General features: G+C 71.5%; 18 protein-coding genes and 3 tRNA genes. 4 read left to right on the forward strand and 17 right to left on the reverse strand.

Annotated elements, in window-relative coordinates; genetic code table 11:
- Positions 1 to 191: 191 nt before the first annotated feature.
- Together cofC and H297_RS0100400 are read left to right on the forward strand one after the other, a co-directional pair.
- Positions 192 to 833 carry a 2-phospho-L-lactate guanylyltransferase gene (gene cofC, locus H297_RS0100395; RefSeq protein ID WP_037792434.1) on the forward strand — a complete coding sequence of 214 codons (642 nt, stop codon included), beginning with the start codon at positions 192 to 194 and terminating at the stop codon, positions 831 to 833.
- Between the two features lie 9 nt (positions 834 to 842).
- Positions 843 to 1,046 (forward strand): hypothetical protein, encoded by a 204-nt coding sequence (locus H297_RS0100400; protein ID WP_027735427.1) that lies wholly within the window; start codon positions 843 to 845, stop codon positions 1,044 to 1,046.
- A gap of 659 nt (positions 1,047 to 1,705) precedes the next feature.
- Here H297_RS0100400 and H297_RS0100405 read toward each other — a convergent pair.
- The 4 genes from H297_RS0100405 to leuC all read right to left on the reverse strand — a co-directional run bounded on the left by H297_RS0100405 (position 1,706) and on the right by leuC (position 5,099).
- A complete protein-coding gene (locus H297_RS0100405) occupies positions 1,706 to 2,353 on the reverse strand; it encodes an HU family DNA-binding protein (protein WP_027735428.1) in 648 nt (215 codons plus the stop codon).
- Positions 2,354 to 2,476: 123 nt separating this feature from the next.
- Entirely contained in the window at positions 2,477 to 2,731 is a 255-nt protein-coding gene (locus tag H297_RS0100410; protein WP_027735429.1) for an SCO5555 family protein, read from the reverse strand.
- Between the two features lie 317 nt (positions 2,732 to 3,048).
- Positions 3,049 to 3,642 carry a 3-isopropylmalate dehydratase small subunit gene (leuD, locus tag H297_RS0100415; RefSeq protein WP_027735430.1) on the reverse strand — a complete coding sequence of 198 codons (594 nt, stop codon included), beginning with the start codon at positions 3,640 to 3,642 and terminating at the stop codon, positions 3,049 to 3,051.
- 32 nt (positions 3,643 to 3,674) lie between these two features.
- Complete coding sequence (gene leuC, locus H297_RS0100420) at positions 3,675 to 5,099, reverse strand: 3-isopropylmalate dehydratase large subunit (RefSeq protein WP_027735431.1); 1,425 nt, start codon at positions 5,097 to 5,099, stop codon at positions 3,675 to 3,677.
- A gap of 168 nt (positions 5,100 to 5,267) precedes the next feature.
- Between leuC and ndgR the strand changes: the two genes are divergently transcribed.
- Positions 5,268 to 5,984, forward strand: coding sequence for an IclR family transcriptional regulator NdgR (ndgR, locus tag H297_RS0100425; protein WP_037792436.1), 717 nt, complete (start codon positions 5,268 to 5,270; stop codon positions 5,982 to 5,984).
- Between the two features lie 505 nt (positions 5,985 to 6,489).
- Here ndgR and H297_RS0100430 read toward each other — a convergent pair.
- The 13 genes from H297_RS0100430 to H297_RS0100490 form a co-directional block, all read right to left on the reverse strand.
- Positions 6,490 to 6,562 (reverse strand) — tRNA-Glu (locus tag H297_RS0100430).
- Between the two features lie 34 nt (positions 6,563 to 6,596).
- Positions 6,597 to 6,669 (reverse strand) — tRNA-Glu (locus H297_RS0100435).
- Positions 6,670 to 6,712: 43 nt separating this feature from the next.
- Positions 6,713 to 6,784: transfer RNA gene (locus H297_RS0100440), tRNA-Gln, on the reverse strand.
- A 213-nt stretch (positions 6,785 to 6,997) separates the two neighbouring features.
- A complete protein-coding gene (gene gltX, locus H297_RS0100445) occupies positions 6,998 to 8,518 on the reverse strand; it encodes a glutamate--tRNA ligase (protein WP_027735433.1) in 1,521 nt (506 codons plus the stop codon).
- Positions 8,511 to 9,293 carry a fumarylacetoacetate hydrolase family protein gene (locus H297_RS0100450; RefSeq protein ID WP_027735434.1) on the reverse strand — a complete coding sequence of 261 codons (783 nt, stop codon included), beginning with the start codon at positions 9,291 to 9,293 and terminating at the stop codon, positions 8,511 to 8,513. The genes gltX and H297_RS0100450 overlap by 8 nt, the downstream gene beginning before the upstream one ends.
- 119 nt (positions 9,294 to 9,412) lie before the next feature.
- Positions 9,413 to 10,009 (reverse strand): GTP-binding protein, encoded by a 597-nt coding sequence (locus H297_RS0100455; protein ID WP_078513645.1) that lies wholly within the window; start codon positions 10,007 to 10,009, stop codon positions 9,413 to 9,415.
- A complete protein-coding gene (locus H297_RS40950; RefSeq protein ID WP_027735436.1) occupies positions 9,990 to 10,799 on the reverse strand; it encodes a DUF742 domain-containing protein in 810 nt (269 codons plus the stop codon). Before H297_RS40950 ends, H297_RS0100455 begins: the two co-directional genes overlap by 20 nt.
- A 95-nt stretch (positions 10,800 to 10,894) precedes the next feature.
- Positions 10,895 to 11,308, reverse strand: a complete 414-nt coding sequence (locus H297_RS0100465) for a roadblock/LC7 domain-containing protein (RefSeq protein ID WP_037792627.1) — start codon at positions 11,306 to 11,308, stop codon at positions 10,895 to 10,897.
- Positions 11,309 to 11,318: 10 nt separating this feature from the next.
- Positions 11,319 to 14,699 carry a nitrate- and nitrite sensing domain-containing protein gene (locus H297_RS0100470; RefSeq protein WP_027735438.1) on the reverse strand — a complete coding sequence of 1,127 codons (3,381 nt, stop codon included), beginning with the start codon at positions 14,697 to 14,699 and terminating at the stop codon, positions 11,319 to 11,321.
- 367 nt (positions 14,700 to 15,066) lie between these two features.
- Positions 15,067 to 15,660: a GTP-binding protein gene (locus H297_RS0100475; RefSeq protein WP_027735439.1), complete on the reverse strand. Its 594-nt coding sequence runs from the start codon at positions 15,658 to 15,660 to the stop codon at positions 15,067 to 15,069.
- 76 nt (positions 15,661 to 15,736) lie between these two features.
- Positions 15,737 to 16,150 (reverse strand): DUF742 domain-containing protein, encoded by a 414-nt coding sequence (locus H297_RS0100480; RefSeq protein ID WP_027735440.1) that lies wholly within the window; start codon positions 16,148 to 16,150, stop codon positions 15,737 to 15,739.
- A 67-nt stretch (positions 16,151 to 16,217) separates the two neighbouring features.
- Complete coding sequence (locus H297_RS0100485; protein WP_037792443.1) at positions 16,218 to 16,631, reverse strand: roadblock/LC7 domain-containing protein; 414 nt, start codon at positions 16,629 to 16,631, stop codon at positions 16,218 to 16,220.
- Between the two features lie 9 nt (positions 16,632 to 16,640).
- A complete protein-coding gene (locus H297_RS0100490; RefSeq protein ID WP_027735442.1) occupies positions 16,641 to 21,083 on the reverse strand; it encodes a nitrate- and nitrite sensing domain-containing protein in 4,443 nt (1,480 codons plus the stop codon).
- 560 nt (positions 21,084 to 21,643) lie between these two features.
- Between H297_RS0100490 and H297_RS0100495 the strand changes: the two genes are divergently transcribed.
- Positions 21,644 to 21,847, forward strand: coding sequence for a hypothetical protein (locus tag H297_RS0100495; protein WP_027735443.1), 204 nt, complete (start codon positions 21,644 to 21,646; stop codon positions 21,845 to 21,847).
- Positions 21,848 to 21,905: the final 58 nt, after the last annotated feature.

The raw sequence follows: 21,905 nt of genomic DNA on the forward strand, positions 1-21,905 counted from the left end.
TCTCCTTCAGGGGGCTCCTTGTGGGGCCCATCCGCTGGGGCCAATCGACAACCGCACAAGTGTCGCCACCAAGCGCCCCGCTGTCGAGCACACTGTCCGTGCCCGGCCGGCTGGCACACCGTAACCCCACGCCCGTCGCGCCGCCGGGCAAGCAGGCGAGAATGGGGCCGATGCAGCAACATGTGACGCCCGTGGCCTGGACCCTCGTGGTGCCGCTGAAGCCTCTGACTCGGGCCAAGAGCCGGCTCGCGGGCGCCGCCCCGGGCACTTCCCTCCCCCAGCTCGCGCTGGCGTTCGCCCAGGACACCGTGAGCGCCGCGCTCGCCTGCCCGGCGGTGGCCGGTGTGGTGGTTGTCACGGACGATCCGCTGGCCGCTGAGGCGCTGGCGGCCCTGGGCGCCCGCCCGGTACCGGACGAACCGGCCGACGGCCTCAACGCGGCCCTGGTGCACGGGGCGGCGGCGGCTCGCTCCCTCCGCCCGCACACGGCCCTGGCCGCTCTCAACGCCGATCTGCCCGCCCTGCGCCCGGCGGAATTGGCGCGCGCTCTGAATGCCGCTGCGGAATTCCCGCGCGCCTTTCTGCCCGACGCCGCGGAAATCGGCACGACGCTGTTGACGGCCCGGCCCGGGACAGCCCTTTCCCCCGCATTCGGGGGACCCTCCCGCGCCCGGCACCGCGCCTCCGGGGCGGTCGAGCTGACCCCTTCCCAGGTCCGCAGCGTGCGCCAGGACGTGGACACCCCGGACGACCTGCGGGCCGCGCTGGCGCTGGGCGTCGGTGGCTTCACCACCGAACTGCTCGCCGGGCACCCGGTGGGACACTGCGGCTAGGCTGCGGTCATGCAGGCCACCGCATACACCTTCGATCCGGATTCCCGTTCCGGCAGCGTCCTGCTGGACGACGGCACCCCGCTCCCCTTCGAGGCAGCCGCCTTCGACGCGGGCGACCTCCTGCTGCTCCGCGCGGGGCAGCGCGTCCGCATCGAGACCGAGGGCACCGCAGAGTCCCGACGCATCACCCTGGTGACGCTCCAGACCCTCTGATCCGCGCACGCTCCGCCCCGAAGGCCCGTTCCAGGATCCTCGCTCGCGTGGGCCCGTTGTGGCGGTGGGCGCCACCCGGTCGCAGCCGCCGCCGCGACAACGGCCCCACGGCCGAGAGCCCCTTCGACGACGCCCGGGCACCCCCTGGCCGCGCCCGCAGGGCCGGGTAGGGCGGGACGACGCGGCGTACAGCAGGAAGAACGCGGCACAGAACCCTCCGCACGGCGTGCACGCGGTGGCCGCAGGGGGAGAGCGGAGACGGACGCAGAGAACGACGCAGAGAACGGGCCGCCGCGGGCCATCGACGGGACTCGCGTCGCGGTGTCGAAGCGCGCACAGCGGCCGCACGAGCCGGCGTCGGAGCAGCGCACCGCAGCGGGGGACGCCGCCGTGCACCTGTCGCGGCGCGGTCCAAAGCAGGACCCGGTCAGGAGCAGGAAACGTGGTCACCGGCCACCGGCCTGCGGCCGCACGGGCGGCGTGGAGGGCGAGGGTTTGGGAACGGCCGCGGGCCGGGCTCCCCCGAGGGAGCCCGGCCCGGCGTTGCCGACGCGGCGTAGCGCCGCTGGGATCCCGTTCCCGGGGCCCTGGTCCGGGAGGGGATCGTTTCGCCCCGCCATGGTGCGGGGCAGCGGAGAGCGGTGTCCGCCTCCGCGTCCTTACCGCCTGCGCGAGGTGGTCTTCTTCGCAGTGGTCTTGCGAGCGGCCGTCTTGCGGGCGGGAGCCTTCTTGGCGGTGCTCTTCTTCGCGGGCGCCTTCTTGGCCGTCGTCTTGGCCGTGCTCTTGGCCGGGGCCTTCTTGGCGGGGGTGGCCTTCTTCGCCGTGCTCTTGGCGGGAGCCTTCTTCGCCGTGGTGGTCTTCTTGGCGGCGGTGCTCTTCTTCGCCGCCGGGGCCGACTTCTTGGCCGTGGTCTTCTTGGCCGTCGCCTTCTTCGCACCGGCCTTCTTGGCCGTGGCCTTCTTGGTGGCCGTGCCACCCGAGAGGCTGCCCTTGGGGGCCTTCTTGACGGCGACATCGTTCTTGGGGAGCTTCTTCGTCCCGCTCACCAGGTCCTTGAAACCCGCACCGGCGCGGAAGCGCGGCACCGAGGTCTTCTTCACCCGGACACGCTCGCCGGTCTGGGGGTTACGGGCGTAACGGGCCGGGCGGTCGACCTTCTCGAACGAGCCGAAGCCGGTGACCGAAACACGCTCCCCGGACACGACCGCACGCACGATCGCGTCCAGCACCACATCGACTGCCTTGGCGGCATCCTGGCGTCCGCCGAGATCTTCCTGGATTGCTTCAACGAGCTGCGCCTTGTTCACGTCTTCCCCTTCGGAGACATTGCGGAACGAATGTGTTCAGCTTTTTCGCACGTTAGGCAGATATATACCGCAAATCAAACACGAAACGGGCGAATCACCCTTGTGTCGCAACGAACTGGCCCGTCACGGAGTTCCGTCCGCGCGCACGCCCTGCTGTCCTGCGGTGAATCGCCCCTCGTCGACGTCGGCCATCAGGCGCTCCAGACGCCGTTCGGCAGTGGCGAGATCGTGCTTGGAGGCCGCGGTGATGACGAGCAGCTTCCGGGTCAGCGCGACCCGCTCGCTCTGCGGGATCTGCGGGGAGCGCACCCGGGAGTGCGCCTCCTTGAGTCGGGCGGCGAGTCGGTCGTAGAGCTCCAGTTGACCGTCGCGTTCCATGCGGTGATTGTGCCATCTGGGGTGAGTTGTCGCTTCCAGCGGGTCGGCGGGGAACGGGAACAGGCGAGGTGTGAGCAGCAACTCCGCTGGGCAGGGGCTGAGTTGACACCTCGCGCCGTGTCGGGCTGGCGCGTCGCGAACAGCGCTGTTCTTGAGTGCGGCGGGAGCCGACGTCAAGACTAATTCACGTCATTCGGCGGCGCACGCGCGCCGCACACCCCGCGTGGCACCGCACCTGGCAAGCACTGGCAAGCACTGCGCCCCCGCCGTGGTGCGGCGGGGGCGCAGTGACTTCTCGACAGGTACTCAGGCCGTGCTCAGGCGGCGATCGTCCGGGGCTTGAAGGCGGCCCTGGAGCTCTCGAACTCCGCGATGGTCTCCTCGTTCTTCAGGGTGAGGCTGATGTCGTCCAGCCCCTCCAGCAGCCGCCAGCGGGAGTTCTCGTCGAGCTCGAAGTCCGCCTCGACGCCGGGGGCCAGCACCTTGCGCTGCACCAGGTCGACCGTCACCTCGGTGGCCGGATCGGCCTCCGTCAGCTTCCACAGTGCCTCCACCGTCTCCTGCGGCAGCACCACCGTGAGCAGGCCGTTCTTCAGCGAGTTGCCGCGGAAGATGTCGGCGAACCGGGAGGAGATGACGGCCTTGAAGCCGTAGTTCTGCAGCGCCCAGACCGCGTGCTCACGCGAGGAGCCGGTGCCGAAGTCGGAGCCGGCGACCAGCACCGTCGCCCCCTGGTGTGCCGACTGGTTCAGCACGAAGTCCGGGTCCTTGCGCCACGCCTCGAAGAGCCCGTCCTCGAAGCCGTCGCGGGTGACCTTCTTCAGCCAGTGCGCGGGGATGATCTGGTCGGTGTCGACGTTGCTGCGGCGCAGCGGGACGACCCGGCCGGTGTGGGTGGTGAAGGCTTCCATCTTTGCGTTCTCCCTCGGGTGCCGTGCGCTTCTCAGACCGCGGCCATCTCGCGGACATCGGCCAGGTCGGCGGGCGAGGCCAGATGACCCAGCACCGCCGTCGCCGCCGCCACCTGCGGTGAGACCAGGTGGGTGCGGCCGCCCTTGCCCTGCCTGCCCTCGAAGTTGCGGTTCGAGGTGGAGGCGGCGCGCTCACCCGGCTGGAGCTGGTCGGGGTTCATGCCCAGGCACATGGAGCAGCCGGCGTGCCGCCATTCGGCGCCGGCCTCGGTGAACACCTTGTCCAGGCCTTCCTCGACGGCCTGCAGCGCCACCCGTACGGACCCGGGGACGACCAGCATGCGGACGCCGTCCGCCACGCTGCGGCCCCGCAGCACGGCGGCCGCCGAACGCAGGTCTTCGATACGGCCGTTGGTGCACGAGCCGACGAAGACGGTGTCGACGGCGACCTCGCGCAGCGGCTGACCCGCGGTCAGGCCCATGTACGTCAGGGCCTGCTCGGCGGCCAGCTTCGCACTGACGTCCGTGAAGGTGGCCGGGTCCGGCACCGACTGGGACAGCGGAGCACCCTGCCCCGGGTTGGTGCCCCAGGTCACGAAGGGCGCCAGTTCGGACGCCTCGATGACGACCTCGTGGTCGAAGACGGCGTCCTCGTCGGTGCGCAGCGTCTTCCAGTAGGCGACGGCCGCGTCCCAGTCCTCGCCCTGCGGGGCGTGCTCGCGGCCCTGGACGTAGGCGAAGGTGGTCTCGTCCGGGGCGATCATCCCGGCGCGGGCACCCGCCTCGATGGACATGTTGCAGATCGTCATCCGCGCCTCCATCGAGAGCTTCTCGATGGCCTCGCCGCGGTACTCGATGACGTAGCCCTGGCCGCCGCCGGTACCGATCCGCGCGATGACGGCCAGGATCAGGTCCTTGGCGGTGACGTCCTCGGGCAGTTCGCCGTTGACGGTGACCGCCATCGTCTTGAACGGGGCCATCGGCAGCGTCTGGGTGGCCAGCACGTGCTCCACCTGCGAGGTGCCGATGCCGAAGGCCAGCGCGCCGAAGGCGCCGTGGGTGGAGGTGTGGCTGTCGCCGCAGACCACCGTCGTACCCGGCTGGGTCAGCCCGAGCTGCGGGCCGACCACGTGGACGACGCCCTGCTCGACGTCGCCCAGCGGGTGCAGCCTGACCCCGAAGTCGGCGCAGTTCTTGCGCAGCGTCTCCAACTGGGTGCGTGAGACCGGGTCGGCGATCGGCTTGTCGATGTCCAGGGTGGGGGTGTTGTGGTCCTCGGTCGCCAGGGTCAGGTCGGTACGCCGCACGCGGCGGCCCGCCTTGCGGAGACCGTCGAAGGCCTGCGGGCTGGTCACCTCGTGGAGCAGGTGGAGATCGATGAAGAGCAGATCCGGCTCGCCTTCGGCGCGCCTGACGACATGGTCGTCCCAGACTTTCTCCGCGAGTGTGCGTCCCATCGCTTTCCCTCCGGCCGGCAACGCCGCCGACCACATGTCGAGATGCTTTCCGCCGCCCCCAGCCTCCGGCCGGGGGGACCCCGTGGAGCGGCGGCCGTCCTTCAAGGTTGGCGGGTTGCGCGGAAAATTGAACTTGCGTTTCACACTTTGAGACGCGAGTATCGACGCATGGACAACTCTAGCGGCGTCGGCGTTCTCGACAAGGCAGCTGTGGTATTGAGCGCTCTGGAGTCCGGTCCGGCCACCCTCGCCGGGCTGGTCTCCGCGACCGGGCTCGCGCGTCCCACGGCGCACCGGCTGGCGGTGGCGCTCGAACACCACCGCATGGTGGCCCGCGACATGCAGGGCCGCTTCATACTCGGCCCGCGGCTGGGCGAGCTGGCCGCGGCGGCAGGTGAGGACCGGCTGCTCGCCTCGGCGGGCCCCGTACTCACCCACCTACGGGATGTGACCGGCGAGAGCGCCCAGCTCTACCGCCGCCAGGGCGACATGCGCATCTGCGTCGCCGCCGCCGAACGCCTCTCCGGACTCCGCGACACGGTGCCCGTCGGCTCGACGCTGCCGATGAAGGCCGGTTCGGCGGCCCAGATCCTGATGGCCTGGGAGGAGCCCGAGCGGCTGCACCGCGGGCTGCAGGGCGCCCGGTTCACCGCGACCGCGCTGTCCGGCGTACGGCGCCGCGGCTGGGCCCAGTCCATCGGCGAGCGCGAGCCGGGTGTCGCCTCCGTCTCCGCGCCGGTCCGCGGCCCCTCCCACCGCGTCGTGGCCGCCGTCTCCGTCTCGGGCCCCATCGAGCGGCTGACCCGCCACCCGGGGCGGATGCACGCCCAGGCCATCGTCGACGCTGCCGCCCGCCTCAGCGAGTCGCTGCGCCGCCCGAGCTGAGCGGACGGATCCGCAGCCGGACCACATCGCGGACCCCGGGCCGGAAACCCGCTCGCTCCCCGGCCCGGTCACCCCTCAAGTCCGGTCCCGCGGTGCGGAGCGGACACCGCCCCACCCGCGGGCTACGGTCTGTACTCGACAGGTGGCGCAGCGCAACTCACCGGCAGGTGGCGGCCGTCACCGCGCGGCGGCGCCGTTCCCACCGGATCAGGCCCTCACCGGCTGGGCAGCGCGCGGCTCTCCTCGGACGATACGCGGCCCTCACCGGGCCACGCCCTGGCGCGCACCTGGCGACCCTCCCCGGTCTGGCCTGCACGACGCGGAGCGGCTGCTGCCCTACGCGCGAGAAGCGGAGCGCGCCGCGCAGGCAGGCCGATCTCGACGCACTGGACCACCTCCCGAGCGAGGCGGAGGACCGGTGAGGGTGCGTACCAAGGACGGCACGAGCCTCGGAGACAGCACGTGAAGGGCCCCGCACCGTGAGGTGCGGGGCCCTTCGATCGAGTACCCCCGACCGGATTCGAACCGGCGCTACCGCCTTGAGAGGGCGGCGTGCTAGGCCGCTACACAACGGGGGCTCTGCGCTGATCCCGACCGCATGGGCGGAATCCGTACCCCCGACCGGATTCGAACCGGCGCTACCGCCTTGAGAGGGCGGCGTGCTAGGCCGCTACACAACGGGGGCCTCGATCTCACGGAAACATGCGCTGCCGTTTACGCGGATCTTGCTGGGCTACCAGGACTCGAACCTAGACTAACTGAACCAGAATCAGTCGTGCTGCCAATTACACCATAGCCCACCAAAACGCAACCCCAGGTGGGGATCTTGTTTGGTGTGGCCGCCTCCGGGTCGGCCTTTCCGGCCCGCCCCGTTCGGCGACAGGAAGAACATTACCCGATCGACGACGGTGCTCCAAAACGAGTTCCCCCGGGTCAGGAACGGCCCGCGACCCGGAGTGCAAGAAGGGCTCCGGGTACGGATGTTCCGCGGAGCCCTTCGCTGCCGGGAGCCGTCAGGAGGTCTGCGCCGCCAGCTTCGCCAGGGCCGCGTCGACGCGCTCCAGGGTGCGCTCCTTGCCCAGCACCTGGAGGGACTCGAACAGGGGCAGACCGACGGTGCGCCCGGTCACGGCCACCCGCACCGGCGCCTGGGCCTTGCCGAGCTTGAGGCCGTGTTCCTCACCGGCGGCCAGGACGGCGTCCTTGAGGGAGTCGGGCGATGTCCAGTCCGCGGACTCCAGCTTGGCGCGGGCGGTGCGCAGCAGGGCGTCCGAGCCCTCCTTCATCGCCTTCTGCCAGGACTTCTCGTCCTCCACGGGGCGGTCCAGGAAGAGGAAGTCGACGTTGTCGGTGATGTCGGAGAGCACCGTCAGCCGGGTCTGGGCCAGCGGGGCCAGCTCCTCGAACGCCTGCGGGGAGAAGTTGGCGGCAGGCCAGGGCGCGTAGGGCGCCTGCAGCCAGGGCCGGCAGGCGGCCACGAAGTCCTTCAGCGGCATCTCGCGCAGGTGCGTGGCGTTGATCGCCTCGCACTTCTTGAGGTCGAAGCGCGCAGGGTTGGCGTTGACCTCGTGGATGTCGAAGGCGGCGACCATCTCGTCCACCGAGAAGATGTCGCGGTCCTCGGCAAGCGACCAGCCCAGCAGGGAGAGGTAGTTGAGCAGGCCCTCGCGCAGGAAGCCGCGCTCGCGGTAGAGGTTGAGGGAGGACTGCGGGTCCCGCTTGGAGAGCTTCTTGTTGCCCTCCCCCATCACGTAGGGCAGATGTGCGAATTCCGGGACGCGGCGGGCGATGCCGAGCTCGATCAGCGCCCAGTACAGCGCGATCTGGCGCGGGGTGGAGGAGAGCAGGTCCTCCCCGCGGAAGACGTGCGTGATGTCCATCAGCGCGTCGTCGACGGGGTTGACGAGCGTGTAGAGCGGGGCACCGTTGGCGCGCAGGATGCCGTAGTCGGTGACGTTCTCCGGCTGGAAGGTGATCTCGCCGCGGACCGCGTCGGTGAAGGTGATCGGCTTGTCCGGCATCCGGAAGCGGACCACGTGCGTGCGCCCCTCGGCCTCGTACGCGGCGATCTGCTCACCGGTCAGGGTGCGGCACCTGCCGTCGTAGCCGGAGGCGCGGCCCTCCTTGCGGGCCTGCTCACGGCGCTGCTCCAGCTCCTCGGCAGTGCAGTAGCAGGGGTAGGCGTAACCGCCGTCCAGCAGCTTGCGCGCGACGTCCGCGTAGATCTCCGTCCGCTGGGACTGGCGGTAGGGGCCGTGCGGGCCGCCGCCCGCGACGAACCCGTCCTCGGAGACCTCCGGGCCCTCGTCCCAGTCCAGGCCCAGCCAGCGCATGGCGTCCAGCAGCTGCTGGTAGGACTCCTCCGAGTCGCGGGCCGCGTCGGTGTCCTCGATGCGGAACACCAGCTTTCCGCCGGTGTGCCGGGCGTACGCCCAGTTGAACAGGGCGGTACGGACCAGACCCACGTGGGGGTTGCCGGTCGGGGAGGGACAGAAACGTACGCGGACGTCCGTGCCCGCGGTCGCGTTAGTCACGCTTGATCACCTTGTTGGTGAGAGTGCCGATTCCTTCGATGGTGACGGCGACCTCGTCGCCGACGTTGAGGGGGCCCACGCCCGCCGGGGTGCCGGTGAGGACGACGTCGCCGGGCAGCAGGGTCATCGCCTCGGTGATGTGGACGATCAGGTCCTCGATCGGGCGGACCATCTCGCTCGTGCTGCCGAGCTGTCGCTGCTCCCCGTTGACGGTGCACATGATGCCGAGATCGGTGGCGTCCAGGTCCGTCTCGGTCCAGGGACCCAGCGGGCAGGAGCTGTCGAAGCCCTTGGCGCGGGCCCACTGCTTCTCCGTACGCTGGGTGTCACGCGCGGTGACGTCGTTGGCGCAGGTGTACCCGAGGATGACGTCCTTGGCCCGCTCGCGGGGTACGTCCTTGCACAGCCGGCCGATGACGACCGCGAGCTCCGCCTCGTGGTGCAGCTCCTGCGAGAAGGACGGGTAGACGATCGGGTCGCCCGGACCGCTCACCGAGGTGGCCGGCTTGAGGAAGGTGACGGGGACGTCGTCGACCTCGTGGCCCAGTTCCCTGGCGTGCTCGGCGTAGTTCCGCCCGATCGCCACGACCTTGTTGGGGAGAGTGGGCGGGAGGAGCCGGACCTCCTTCAGCGGCAGTTTCCGGCCCGTGCGCTCGAACTCCGCGAAGGGGTGGCCCTTGATGATGTCCAGGACGGGGCCCTCGGCGGACGAGGGGTCGCCTTCCACGACGCCGAAACCCACGGTTCCGTCCAGGGAGAATCTTGCGATGCGCACGGGGGTCCTTTGCGGTGCGGGGCTTGCTTTCCGGGTCGAACCCAGCGTATGCCACGCGCGGTGACGGCCGGGGCGGGGCCGCCGCGCCCGCCCCGGCCGTCCCGTGCCGCTGCGGACGACTAGCGCAGCCGCGCCATCAGTGCGTGCTCGACCAGCGTGATCAGAGCGCTCTTGGCGTCGCCGCGGTGCCGGGCGTCCGTGGTGATGATCGGGGCGTCGGGCCCGATCTGGAGAGCTTCGCGGACCTCTTCCGGGGAGTAGGGCTGGTGACCGTCGAAGCCGTTGAGCGCGATCACGAACGGCAGCCCGCTGTTCTCGAAGTAGTCCACCGCCGGGAAGCAGTCCGCAAGCCGGCGGGTGTCCACCAGCACCACCGCGCCGATCGCACCGCGCACCAGGTCGTCCCACATGAACCAGAACCGGTCCTGACCCGGCGTACCGAACAGATACAGGATCAGGTCCTGGTCCAGCGTGATGCGGCCGAAGTCCATGGCCACGGTGGTGGTCGTCTTGTCGGCCGTGTGCGTGAGGTCGTCGATACCGGCCGAGGCGGAGGTCATCACAGCCTCGGTGCGCAGCGGGTTGATCTCCGAGACGGCGCCGACGAAGGTCGTCTTGCCCACGCCGAAACCGCCGGCCACCACGATCTTCGCGGAGGTCGTCGAACGGGCTGTCGTACCCCCGACGGGCCCGGCGCTAGAGCTTCCGAAGTCCACTGAGCACCCTTTCGAGCAGTGTCACGTCTGGCTGGCCGTCGGCGGTGGTCTCGTCGCCACCGGGCTGGTGGATGGCCACGAGCCCGGCTTCGGCCAGGTCGGCGACGAGGATCCGGGCGACGCCGAGCGGGATGGTCAGGAGTGCGGAGATCTCGGCGACCGACTTGATCTCGTAGCACAGGCGGCAGATCCGCTGATGCTCCGGGAGCTGGCCCTGGAGCTGCGACGAGTCTGCCGTGGTGTGCACCAGTGCCTCGATGGCGAGCTGGTAGCGGGGACGGGTCCGGCCACCCGTCATGGCGTACGGACGCACCAGCGGCTGCTGGGGAGGCGGCGCCTGGTCGGCGCCGCTCTCGTTGGCGGCGGCCATCTCACCGTGGGTGGGCTGCACCGGCTGGATGCGGGTCTGTTGGGGCCGCCGCTGCTGCGGCGGCTGGTGCTGCTGAGGCTGCTGCGCGGGGTGGGGCTGAGGCCCCTGTTCCGGCTGCGGCTGTGCCTGCTCGGGCGCCTGCTGCCCCTGGTACGGCTGTCCGTGGTGCGGCTGCTCCCCCTGGTGCTGGGTGCCGTGCTGCGGCTGCTGCCCCTGGTGGGGACGGGGCGGCTGCGGCGGAGTCGGGCGGCGGTCGCCGGGGCCGGCAGGGCGCCGGACGTGTTCGCTGGGCGCCGAGGGGAAGTTGAAACGGTTCAGGAACGGTGCGTCCCCGCCCGGGGCCGCGGCCGACTGGACGTCCTCCGGCTGGTCGGCATGACCACTGCCGTACGACGACGGACCTCCTGGGGGCGTTGCCACGTTTCCTCCTCCGACTCACGGACATACGGCCGTCTGCGCTCCCGGCACCTTATGGTGCTCGGACGCGATGCGCACGGCCGCGGGCCAGTTGTGCCCTAGTTGAGAAGACTGCCCTGCAGTTCCGCCCGCAGATCCGGGGTCAGGACGCCTCCCGCGCGGTCGACCAGCAGCGCCATCTCGTACCCGACCAGGCCGATGTCGGCCTCCGGATGGGCGAGGACGGCCAGCGAGGAACCGTCGGAGATGGCCATGATGAACAGGAAGCCGCGCTCCATCTCCACCACCGTCTGGTTGACCACCCCGCCCTCGAAGATGCGGGACGCACCCGAGGTCAGCGAGGTCAGCCCCGAGGCGACCGCCGCCAGTTGGTCGGCGCGGTCTCGCGGGAAGCCCTCGGACATCGCGAGCAGAAGTCCGTCGGCGGAGACCACCACCGTGTGGGAGACCCCCGGGGTGTTCTCCACGAAGTTGGTGATCAACCAGTTCAGGTTCTGCGCCGCCTGGCTCATCGGGCTCACACTAACGCTCCTGATCGTAGGTGCTGCCGGGGCCGAAGCCCTGTCGGTCGTTCTGGTTGCCGTCGCCCGCCGTGCGCCCCTGGCGGACACCGCGGTGCAGGTTGCTCAGCCGCCCCCGCACATCCTCCGGTGCACGGGAGACCGCGGGCCCGCCCTGCGGGCCCTCCTCCGCGGCGCCCGCGACCAGGTTGGCCCTGGGCACCCGCCGGGGCAGACCGGAGGAGGTGACGCCGCCGGCCTGCGGGTCGCGCAACTGCCCTGCCCTGTCCCAGAGTTCGTCGTTCTCATTCCGCGGGGGCGTTCCGGTTCCCTGCGGTGAGGCCCCTTGCGTGGTCGCCTCGGACGGGGCCGGCCGGCCCGGCGCCGAAGACTGGTGCCCCGCCCCCGGCCCGCCCTCCTGCGGCGATCGTCCCGGCTCACGGCGGGGAAGACCCACGCCGGTGGTGGAACGGTAGCTGCTCGGGAGGGGGCCCGGACGGTCGAAGCCTACGCGTTCGGACTCCCCCTCGGGAATGCCGGCGGAAGATTCCGCTTGCGGCTGCGCCGAGCCGTACTGGCCGTCGTACGGGGCCTGTTGGGGCGCCGCCGCCTGCTGCTCGAAGCCGCCGGCACCGGCGTCCGCGGTGCCGTCCCAGGGTGCGCCGTACCCGTCCGCGTAGGGCTGCCCGGCCCCGTCGGCCGCTCCGCCCTGCGCGAAGGGGTCGTAGCTCTCGTCCTGGCGGCCGAACCCCTGCTCAGGGCCCGGACCCGTGTACTGCTGCGCGGCGATCTCGCCCGTCGGCTCGCTCCCCTGCGGGTAGCCGCCCCGCGGCGCGTAGGGGTCCACCGGCTGCCCGTAGGCGCCCAGGGGCTGCCCCTGCGGGTCGTACGCCTGACGGGCGTACTCCTGCGGCGCGGGGCCTGGCTGCTGGTCCTGCCCCGGCTGCCCGCCGTGCTGCTGGTCGAACTGCAGGTCATACCCGTGCGGTCCGTGCGGTCCGCCCGGCGCGGCGTGCGGCTGCTGCTGTCCGGGGACCTGCCCGGCGCCCGGGGTCCGGCCCTGCGGGGGCTCCAGCGCGGCCCGGCGCTCCTCGCGCAGCCTCGCCCGCCCCGTGGAGCCGCGGTCGCCGCTGTAGCGGGTGTCGTCGAAACCCAGCTCGGCGGCGGAGCGGGAGCCTTCGGCCGCGGGGCGCGCAGGCGCTGGCTGCTGGTGCTCGGGGACGATCCGCGAGACGGTGAACTGCTCCTCGGGGCGCTGCTCCCCTCCCCCGCCGTGTGTGATCGCGTCGGGCAGCATGACCAGCGAGGTGGTACCGGCCTGCTCGCCCGACGGGCGCAACTGGACGCGGATACCGTGCCGGTCGGCAAGGCGGCCGACCACGAACAGGCCCATGCGCTGGGAGACGGCGGCGTCCACGGTCGGCGGGTTGGCGAGCTTGTGGTTGATGTCCGCGAAGTCCTCCGCGGTCAGCCCGATGCCCTTGTCGTGGATCTCGACCATCATCCGGCCGTCCGGCAGCCGGGTGGCGGTCACCCGCACCTTCGACTGCGGCGAGGAGAAGGAGGCCGCGTTCTCCAGCAGCTCGGCGAGCAGGTGGACGAGGTCGTTGACGACCTGACCGTGGATCTCCGTCTCCGGGATGCCGGTGACCTCGATGCGCTCGTAGTGCTCCACCTCGGAGGAGGCGGCGCGCAGGATGTCGACCAGCGGCACCGGCTCCGTCCAGCGGCGGCCGGGCTCCTCACCCGCGAGCACCAGCAGGTTCTCGCCGTTGCGGCGCATGCGGGTGGCCAGGTGGTCCATCCGGAAGAGCTTTTCGAGCTGGTCCGGGTCGGCCTCGCTGTTCTCCATCTCGGTCACCAGGCCCAACTGGCTTTCGATCAGGCCCTGGTTGCGGCGCGAGAGGTTGGTGAAGATCGCGTTGACGTTGCCGCGCAGCATGGCCTGCTCGGCCGCGAGCCGTACCGCCTCGCGGTGCACCTGGTCGAACGCGCGGGCGATCTCCCCGATCTCGTCCCTGCTGGTGAGCGGGATGGGCGCCACACGGGTGTCCACCCGGCCCGGGTCGGTGCGGGAGAGCTGGTCGACGAGCATCGGCAGCCGCTGCTGGGCGACGTCGAAGGCCGCCGTCCGCAGCGCCCGCATGTTCAGGCTCATCGAGCGGGCCATCCGGCCCGCGACGAAGAAGGCAAGCAACAGGGCGACCAGCACGATCGCCGAATTGACGAGCGCGTCACGGCGGGCGTCCGAAGCGATGTTCTCGGTCTCCTGCACGGCGTCGCGGGTCAGCTGCGACTCCACGGCGCGGTAGGCGTCGAACGTCGCCGTGGAGGTGGCGAACCAGCTGTCGGTGGTGATGCCCTTGGACTTCAGCTCCGACGCGCTCGCCCCGGAACCGATCGCCTTGACCATGGCGTCCATGGAGGGCGGAGCCACGAACTTCTTGTCCTGGGAGGCGGCCTGCTCACGTGCCTCGTCGAGCTTCCGGGCGCCGGCCGCCTTGGCCTTGGCGGTCTCCTTCTTCAGCAGGTCCACGTCCTCGGGCCGGCCACCGGAGCTGTACTCACCCAGCGCGATGCGCTCCAGGTAGTGGTACGAGGCCAGCGCGGTGAGCTGGGCCTCCTTGTCCTTGGCGGACGGGCCCGGCTCGATCAGCAGATGGGTTCCCAGGGAGCGCTGGAGGGACTCGGCGGCCTTGGCCAGCGAGATGGCGTAGACGGTGCGCCCGTAGGAGGTGACGTTGCCGGTGCCCAGACCCAGCTCGTTGGAGAACTCCATCAGCGGGTGCTGGACGTCGACGTACCCCTCCTCGGTCTCCACCCCGGTCAGATCCTTGGAGAACGCGCCGGTGCGCAGGGCGGCCAGCTTCGGCTCGACCTTCTCGAACGCGGCGAGCCGGCGCTTGAGACCGGGGTTGTCCGGCAGATGGGAGGCGGCGCGGTGGAACCTCTTCGCGGCCGTGTCCGTCGCGTCCCTGGCCTTCTTGACCTCGGAGCTGCCCTTCTTGTCCTGCAGCAGCGGCTCGGCGGTACGGTCCCGCTCGTCGATGAGGGCGTTGCCGTAGTCGGCGGCCGCCTCGACCAGTTGCGCCGTACGCTGGGCCTCCTTGGCGTCCTGCCAGGCGGAGATGTCCGACTGGACCTTGAACCCGCCGAACACGAGAGCGACGAGCACGGGTATGAGCAGGATCGCGTTCAGCCGCGTGGCCACCCGCCAGTTGCGCGCCGACCACCGGCTGCCCGGGCCGGTGGCGGGCACCGGCCGGGCGGCCGGGCCACCCTGCGCCCCGCGCGGCGGGGTGGGACGCGGCGGTGGGGTGAAGTTGCCCCTCGACGCCGCCGTACCGCCCCCCGCGGCGCCCTCCGGTTCCGGGCCCGGCGTACCCCTGGTCCTTCGCCTCACTCGACTTCTCACCTCTCGGCGTGCGGCGCCCTCGGTCGTGCCGCGCCTGCACTACTGCTGAGTTCAGGGAATTCCAGCACGTCAGGGCCGCCCCGTCCAAACACCTGGCGGATTACGGAGGGCTACGGGAGCGCCGGGAAGCAGCACACGGCGGGCGAGCGGAAAACGGGCATTGGGGCCGTGCGACGCCAAATGGCGCGGGTTCCGTACGCAGAGCGAGACGTTCTGCGCGCCCGCCGTGTTCGTCCGAGTGTGTTTCTCGCTCGAAACGTTATGAACGTGAGGCCGTGCGAGTTCCCGCACATGGCGAAAAACACAGCTTGACGCGCGGCCGTTCGTACGGTCCGCGGTACGGCGCGCGGCGGCGCTAGCTGAGACGAGCCAGCAGCGCGTGCTCGACCAGTGTGATCAGCCCGCTCTTGGCGTCCGCCCGCTGCCGGGCGTCCGTGGTGATGATCGGGGTACCGGGCCCGATCTGGAGAGCTTCGCGGACCTCTTCCGGGGAGTAGGGCTGGTGACCGTCGAAGCCGTTGAGCGCGATCACGAACGGCAGCCCGCTGTTCTCGAAGTAGTCCACCGCCGGGAAGCAGTCCGCAAGCCGGCGGGTGTCCACCAGCACCACCGCGCCGATCGCACCGCGCACCAGGTCGTCCCACATGAACCAGAACCGGTCCTGACCCGGCGTACCGAACAGATACAGGATCAGGTCGTCGTCGAGCGTGATGCGGCCGAAGTCCATGGCCACGGTGGTGGTCGTCTTGCCACCGGTGTGGGTGAGGTCGTCGATACCGGCCGAGGCGGAGGTCATCACGGCCTCGGTGCGCAGCGGGTTGATCTCCGAGACGGCGCCGACGAAGGTCGTCTTGCCCACGCCGAAACCGCCGGCCACCACGATCTTCGCGGAGGTCGTCGAACGGGCAGCCGCGGGAATCCCGTACCCCTGCTGAGCCTGCGGTTCCATGGCACCCGTCGGGACCGGGGGATCCATCGCGCCCATCGGCGGGGCCGGCCGGGGCCCTGTCGGGTCCATCTGCGGGCTAGAGCTTGCGAAGTCCACTGAGCACCCTTTCCAGCAACGTCACATCGGGGGCGCCGCCCGGGTCCGAGGCGCTGCCCGGCTGGTGGATGGCCACCATGCCGGCTTCGGCGAGGTCGGCGACGAGAATGCGGGCCACTCCCAGCGGGATGGCGAGCAGCGCGGAGACCTCCGCGACCGACTTGACCTCCCGGCACAGGTGGCAGATCCGCTGGTGCTCCGGAAGCAGCCCCTGCAACTGCATCGGGTCCGCGTTGCTGCTCACGAGTGCCTCGATGGCGAGCTGGTAGCGCGGCCGGGTGCGCCCGCCCGTCATGGCGTAGGGACGCACCAGCGGCTGGTCGCCCTCGCCACCGTACGGCGCATGGGAGTTGTACGCGCCGTACGGGTCGTGCGAGGCGGGCGGCGGGGTCATGGCTCCTCCGAGCGAGGCATGGGGTCGGCGGACGGACTGTGTGGCTCAGGTGCGGGGAGCGTGTCGATCAGTTGAGGATGCTGCCCTGGAGTTCCGCGCGGACATCCGGAGTCAGTACGCTTCCAGCACGGTCCACCAGGAGCGCCATCTCGTAGCCGACCAGGCCGATGTCGGCCTCCGGATGGGCGAGGACGGCCAGTGACGAGCCGTCGGAGATGGCCATGATGAACAGGAAGCCGCGCTCCATCTCCACCACCGTCTGGTTGACCACCCCGCCCTCGAAGATGCGCGACGCACCCGAGGTCAGCGACGTCAGGCCGGAGGCGACCGCCGCCAGTTGGTCGGCACGGTCACGCGGGAAGCCCTCCGACATGGCCAGCAGCAGGCCGTCGGCGGAGACCACCACCGTGTGGGAAACCCCTGGGGTGTTCTCCACGAAGTTGGTGATCAACCAGTTCAGATTCTGCGCCGCCTGGCTCATCGGACTCAACTAACGCTCCTGCTGATAGGTGGGACCTGCGCCGCGGGGGTCCGTGCCGGCCTGTCGGCCCTGCTGGACGCCGCGGCGGAGATTGGTCAACCGGCCACGCACGTCATCGGGCGAGCGGGAGACCTGTGGACCGGACTGGGCGGTGGACTGCTGCTGTGCGGTGCCCGCGACCAGGTTGGCGCGGGGTACGCGGCGCGGCAGACCGGAGGTCGTGACACCGCCCGCGGCGGGCTGGCGGAGCTGCTCGGCCTGCCGCCACTGCTCGTCGTTGGGCGTGGCCCCCCAGTTGCCGCCGTGCAATGTGTCGCCCACGGCGAGCGAGGGCCCTGCGACGGGGGCGTTGCCGCCGGTGGGTGCCGTCCCGTTGGCCGGTGCGGCGTCGCCCGCCGGGGTGCCCGGGGTGGCGCGGCGCTGCGGGAGCGGGGGCACGGCCGAGGCGGGCTGCCCCGGCCGCGGGACGGACGGTCCGGAGGCCGGCGTCGGGGGCTGCCAGCCGCTGCTGTCCGCACCGTCGGTGCCGTCGGTCCGGTCCGGCCGGGGCTGGTGCTGCTGCGGCTGCCCGGGGGGCTGGGCCGCACCGCGGAACCAGTTGGACTCCATCGACGCGAAGATCGGGGTCGGCGCGTCGTCCGGGGCCGGGGGCCCCGAGGGTATGCCGCCGTCGAAGCCGGCGCCGGCCTGGTGGGGCCGGGCGTGCTCGCCGGTGTTCTCGGGCTCGTCGTGCCCGCGCGGGGCGTCGGCGCCGCCCGGGCCCTGCTCCGGGCGGGCCCAGCTCGGACGGTGGGGCGCGGTGTCCGCCGCGCCGCCCGCCAGGGGGTAGCCGGAGTGTCCCGGGTGGCCCGGCTCGTCGGAGCCGGACGGCTGCGCGTACTCACCGGTGTCCGCGGGGGAACCGGGCTGCGGGTACGTACCCGTGTCCGCAGGGCCGTCGGGCTGCTGCGGCGCCGGGAACGCACCGGTGGTCTCCGGGGTGCCGGGCCGCGCGTACTGGCCGGTGCGCTCCGGACCGTTCGGCTGCGGGAACCGGCCCGTGCCCTCGGACGGCGTACCCGGCTGCGCGTACGGCCCCGTACGGTCGGAGTCGCCCGAGGCGGGCAGCGCGAACTGCCCCGTCTCGGCGGGGCCGCCCGGCTCGGGCTGCGGGAACTGGCCGGTGCCTTCGGGGCCGCCCGGCTGCGGGAACCGGCCGGTGCGCTCCGGACCGTTCGGCTGCGCGTACGGGCCGGTGCTCTCGGGCGAGGTGCCCGGCTGCGGGAACTGCCCCGTGTTCTGCGGGCCACCCGGCCGCGCGAACTGGCCGGTGCCCTGCGGACCACCCGGCAGCGGGAACTGCCCCGTGCCCTCGGGCGTGCCCGGTCGGGGGTACGGGCCCGTGTCGGCGGGGCCGTCGGGGGTGACCCGCGGGATCTCGCTCGTGCTGCCCGGACCCTCGGCCGGCGAACCGGGCTGCGCGTACGGGCCCGTGCGGGCGGAGTCGCCCGCACCGATCTGCGGGAACTGGCTCGTGCTGCCCCCGGCCTCGTCCTGCGGGCCGCTCAACTGGGCGTACCGGCCCGTCTCGGCGGGACCGTCAGGGGTGACCCGCGGGATCTCGCTCGTGCTGCCCGGACCCTCGGCCGGCGAACCGGGCTGCGCGTACGCACCGGTGTCCGCCGGGCCACCCGACCGGGGCGGGGCGAAGGAGTCGTCGGCGCCCGGCTGCGCGGGCCGGCCGGTGCCGCCCGGGAGCTGGGCCGCGGGGCCGCCGCGGGTGGGCAGCGGCGGGGTGCCGTCCGTCGCACCGCCGGGGCCGGCGGGGGCCTGACCCGGCCGGCCCGGATTGGGCGGCGCACCGAAGAAGTTGACGGCGCTGCCGCCGGAGGCGCCCTGCCCGCCGGGCAGCGCAGCGCGCGAGCCGCCGCCGTTCTGGCCGCGGGTGGGCAGCGCGCCCAGTCGCGACGTCCCCGAGGCGCCCGCGCCGGCTCCCGTACCAGGGCCGGGGTTGCCCGCGGCCGGGCCGGAGCCCGCGCCGGGACTCGGCGCGCCCGGCGCGTTCTGCTGGGGGCCACGCTGGAGCGCGGCTGCGAGGTTGCCGCTCTTGCTGCCGCCGCGCGCCTGGGCGGGCGGCGGGCCCGACTGGCCGCCGGGGGCGCCGGGACGGCCCTTGGCGCCGCCCTGGGCGATGTCGACGGGGAGCATGACCAGCGCGGTCGTGCCACCCGAGTCGGAGGGGCGGAGCTGGATGCGGATGCCGTGCCGCAGGGAGAGGCGGCCGACCACGAACAGGCCCATGCGGCGGGAGACGGAGACGTCGACCGTCGGCGGGGCGGCCAGCCGCTCGTTGATCGCGGACAGGTCCTCGGGCGAGAGCCCGATACCGGTGTCGTGGATCTCGATGAGGACCCGGCCGTCGGGCAGGGCGTGGCCGGTGACCTTGACCTTGGTCTGCGGCGAGGAGAACGAGGTGGCGTTCTCCAGCAGCTCGGCGAGCAGGTGCACGAGGTCGTTGACGACGCGGCCCGCGACCTCGGTCGCCGGGACGGAGTTGAGCTCGATGCGCTCGTACTGCTCCACCTCGGAGGCGGCGGCGCGCAGCACGTCGACCAGGGGGACCGGGCGGGTCCAGCGACGGCCGGGCTCCTCACCGGCGAGCACCAGCAGGTTCTCACCGTTGCGGCGCATGCGGGTGGCCAGGTGGTCGAGCTTGAAGAGGGAGGAGAGCTGGTCGGGGTCGGCCTCGCGGGACTCCAGCTCGGAGATGAGCGAGAGCTGACGCTGGATCAGGCCCTGGCTGCGGCGCGAGAGGTTGGTGAACATCGCGTTGACGTTGCCCCGCAGCAGCGCCTGCTCACCGGCGAGCCGGACGGCCTCGCGGTGGACGTCGTCGAACGCGGAGGCCACCTTGCCGATCTCGTCCCGGCTGTGCACGCCGACGGACTCCACGGAGGTGTCCACGTCCTGCGGCTCCGCCTCGGACATCTGCTTGACCAGCTCGGGCAGCCGCTTGCGGGCGACGTCCTGCGCGGTGTCCTGGAGGCGGCGCAGGGAGCGGACCATGGAGCGGGCCACGACGAAGGCGCCGACCAGCGAGATGCCCAGGACCAGCAGGATGATGGCACCGCTGATGAGCGCTTCGCGCTGAGCCTCGGAGCGCAGCTCACGAGCCTGCTGCTCCATCTTCTCCAGCAGCGTCTGCTCGATCTTGTCCATCGCCGCGATCTTGGACTCGTCCTGGTCCATCCAGTCGACGTAGGTGCGGCTCTGCTTCTTGATGGCGTCCGGGCCGTGCAGCATCCGGTCGCGGTACTTGTTCGCCATGACGACGTTGACGTCGTCGCCGCCGAGGGGCTTGAGGAGGTCGTCGGTCTCCCCGGCGCCGTAGATCTGGCCGAAGCTGTCGAGCTCGGCCCCCTCGCTGTCGGTGGCGGTCCGGGCGAAGAGCCGGTCGCTCTCGGAGAGCTTGGGTGTGGGCTGGTGGGCCAGTCCGGCCGAGATGATCGCGCGCTGGATGGAGGCGTACTCCTTGGCGCTGGAGAACGCGGCCAGCGCACGGGTGGAGTTGATCATCTCCGAGTTGCTCGTCGCCTGCGCCATGTCCTGCGAGAGGGAGAGCAGGGACTCGATGAGCTGGTTGTAGGTGGTGACCGTCTGGGAGACGTACTCCGGGTTCTCGTAGGCGCGCTCGCGGATCGTGTTGATCGCGGTGAGCTGACGGGTGATGTCCAGGACGGTGGACTGGACCCCGGCCATCACCTTGTCGCTGCCGTCGATGTCGCCGGTGGCTTCCTTGAAGGACTGGAACGCCTCGTCGGTGTCCTGGCGGGCGCCGACGACGACGTCGTCCTTCTCATTCCCCGTACTGACCAGCGGGCCTGCCGAGCGGTCCCGTTCCTCCTGGAGCGCGGCCGCCAGCTTGGTGGCCTGCTCCGTCATCTCGGTGAGGTCTTTCATGTTGTCGAGCTGGTCGACGTTCTGCAGCGAGTCCGAGATGCGCAGCCCACCGAGCGTGGTGGCGGCGATGACCGGGAGGGCGAGGAGGGAGACGAGGCGGGTGCTGATGCGCCAGTTGCGCAGGGCCATGCGGGAGCCGGGGTCGGGAGCGGCCGGCGCCTCGGGAGCCTTGCCATTCTTACCGACGTTACCGACGTTGCCGGCCTTCTCGTTCTTCCCGGCCTTGTCGCCCTTGGCAGCCTTGCCGTTCTTGGCTGTCTTGGCTGCCTTGTCGCCCTTCTCGTTCTTCGCGGTCCGGCCAGGCTTCGCGGGCTTGCCGCTCGCTTCGGCGGCGCCCGTGGGGGCCACCGCGGCGCCCTGCTCGCCGTTCACCTGCCGGCCGGAGGGCACGCCCTGGCCACCACCGGTGGGCCCGCCGTCCTGGGCGCGCCCGGGCTGGGACCCGCGGCCGGCTGAGCCGCGCGCCTCCGGGGCTCCCTCGGCGCTGCCATCCCTCTTGAAACGTCCCTGCACTAGCGTCGCAACCTCTGGACCAGGCGTCCCCCGTCACGGCGGCGGGACGGTATCGAGTCGTGGGGGTCCCAGGCCCCCAGGGCGGTCGTGATGACCGGCGCGTCCCCTCATCTCCGTCGCGCGGCGCCGCTTCCTGCGTCCGACGCGCGCCGGTCTGTTTCGTCCTGCGGCGGTCCGTGGAATTCCAGCACAGTGCCGGACCTCCAACAAGGGCTGTGGATAACCCCCGAAGATCAGTAACCTTCCGCACGCACGCACTTACGGTGCGTCGAGAACCGGCCACGGAATGTCGGATTCCTCCCGACCCGAGGCGCACGCCGCCTCAGCGGGCCACCGAAAGCGCGAGACCGGCGTCACGCACGGAATGCTCCGGTTGGCCCGCTGTGCCCGATTAAGAAGCTGGATTCGACGATTACTTATGTCTGTTTTGGTAACGGCCTCGTGAGCAAACTCACACGCCGGGCGTTGCCTAGGTCACGTTCCGGCGGGGAATAGCGGGCCTAGTCTCGGCGTTTACATCTCATCCTGAAATGACAAGCCGAGCGAGGTAAGGGCATCCAGTGAAGTCCACGCTGACCATGGGCAAGATAGCCAACCCGCAGCGCACCACCCTGGCGCACCTGAAGGACGCCGACGAGCTGACGACCCACGCGGTCGAGGCGGACGCGGCGCAGGAGGCGGCAGAAGCGGACACGGCCCTGCCGGCCCGGACCGCCAACCCGCGCCGCACCGTCCTGATGGACTCCGAGCCCGTCGCGAGCTGAGGCGCGGCCCCGCCCGCGCGGGTCGGTCCCCGCGCACACCACACCGAGGCGCGTGCCG

It is taken from the genome of Streptomyces sp. CNT360 (assembly GCF_000424785.1).

Coding starts and splice junctions, on each gene's coding strand:
- H297_RS0100400 (WP_027735427.1), top strand. CDS start 843: ATGCAGGCCACCGCATACACCTTCGATCCGGATTCCCGTTCCGGCAGC.
- H297_RS0100410 (WP_027735429.1), bottom strand. CDS start 2,731: ATGGAACGCGACGGTCAACTGGAGCTCTACGACCGACTCGCCGCCCGA.
- leuD (WP_027735430.1), bottom strand. CDS start 3,642: ATGGAAGCCTTCACCACCCACACCGGCCGGGTCGTCCCGCTGCGCCGC.
- leuC (WP_027735431.1), bottom strand. CDS start 5,099: ATGGGACGCACACTCGCGGAGAAAGTCTGGGACGACCATGTCGTCAGG.
- ndgR (WP_037792436.1), top strand. CDS start 5,268: ATGGACAACTCTAGCGGCGTCGGCGTTCTCGACAAGGCAGCTGTGGTA.
- H297_RS0100465 (WP_037792627.1), bottom strand. CDS start 11,308: ATGAGCCAGGCGGCGCAGAACCTGAACTGGTTGATCACCAACTTCGTG.
- H297_RS0100475 (WP_027735439.1), bottom strand. CDS start 15,660: ATGGAACCGCAGGCTCAGCAGGGGTACGGGATTCCCGCGGCTGCCCGT.
- H297_RS0100480 (WP_027735440.1), bottom strand. CDS start 16,150: ATGACCCCGCCGCCCGCCTCGCACGACCCGTACGGCGCGTACAACTCC.
- H297_RS0100485 (WP_037792443.1), bottom strand. CDS start 16,631: ATGAGCCAGGCGGCGCAGAATCTGAACTGGTTGATCACCAACTTCGTG.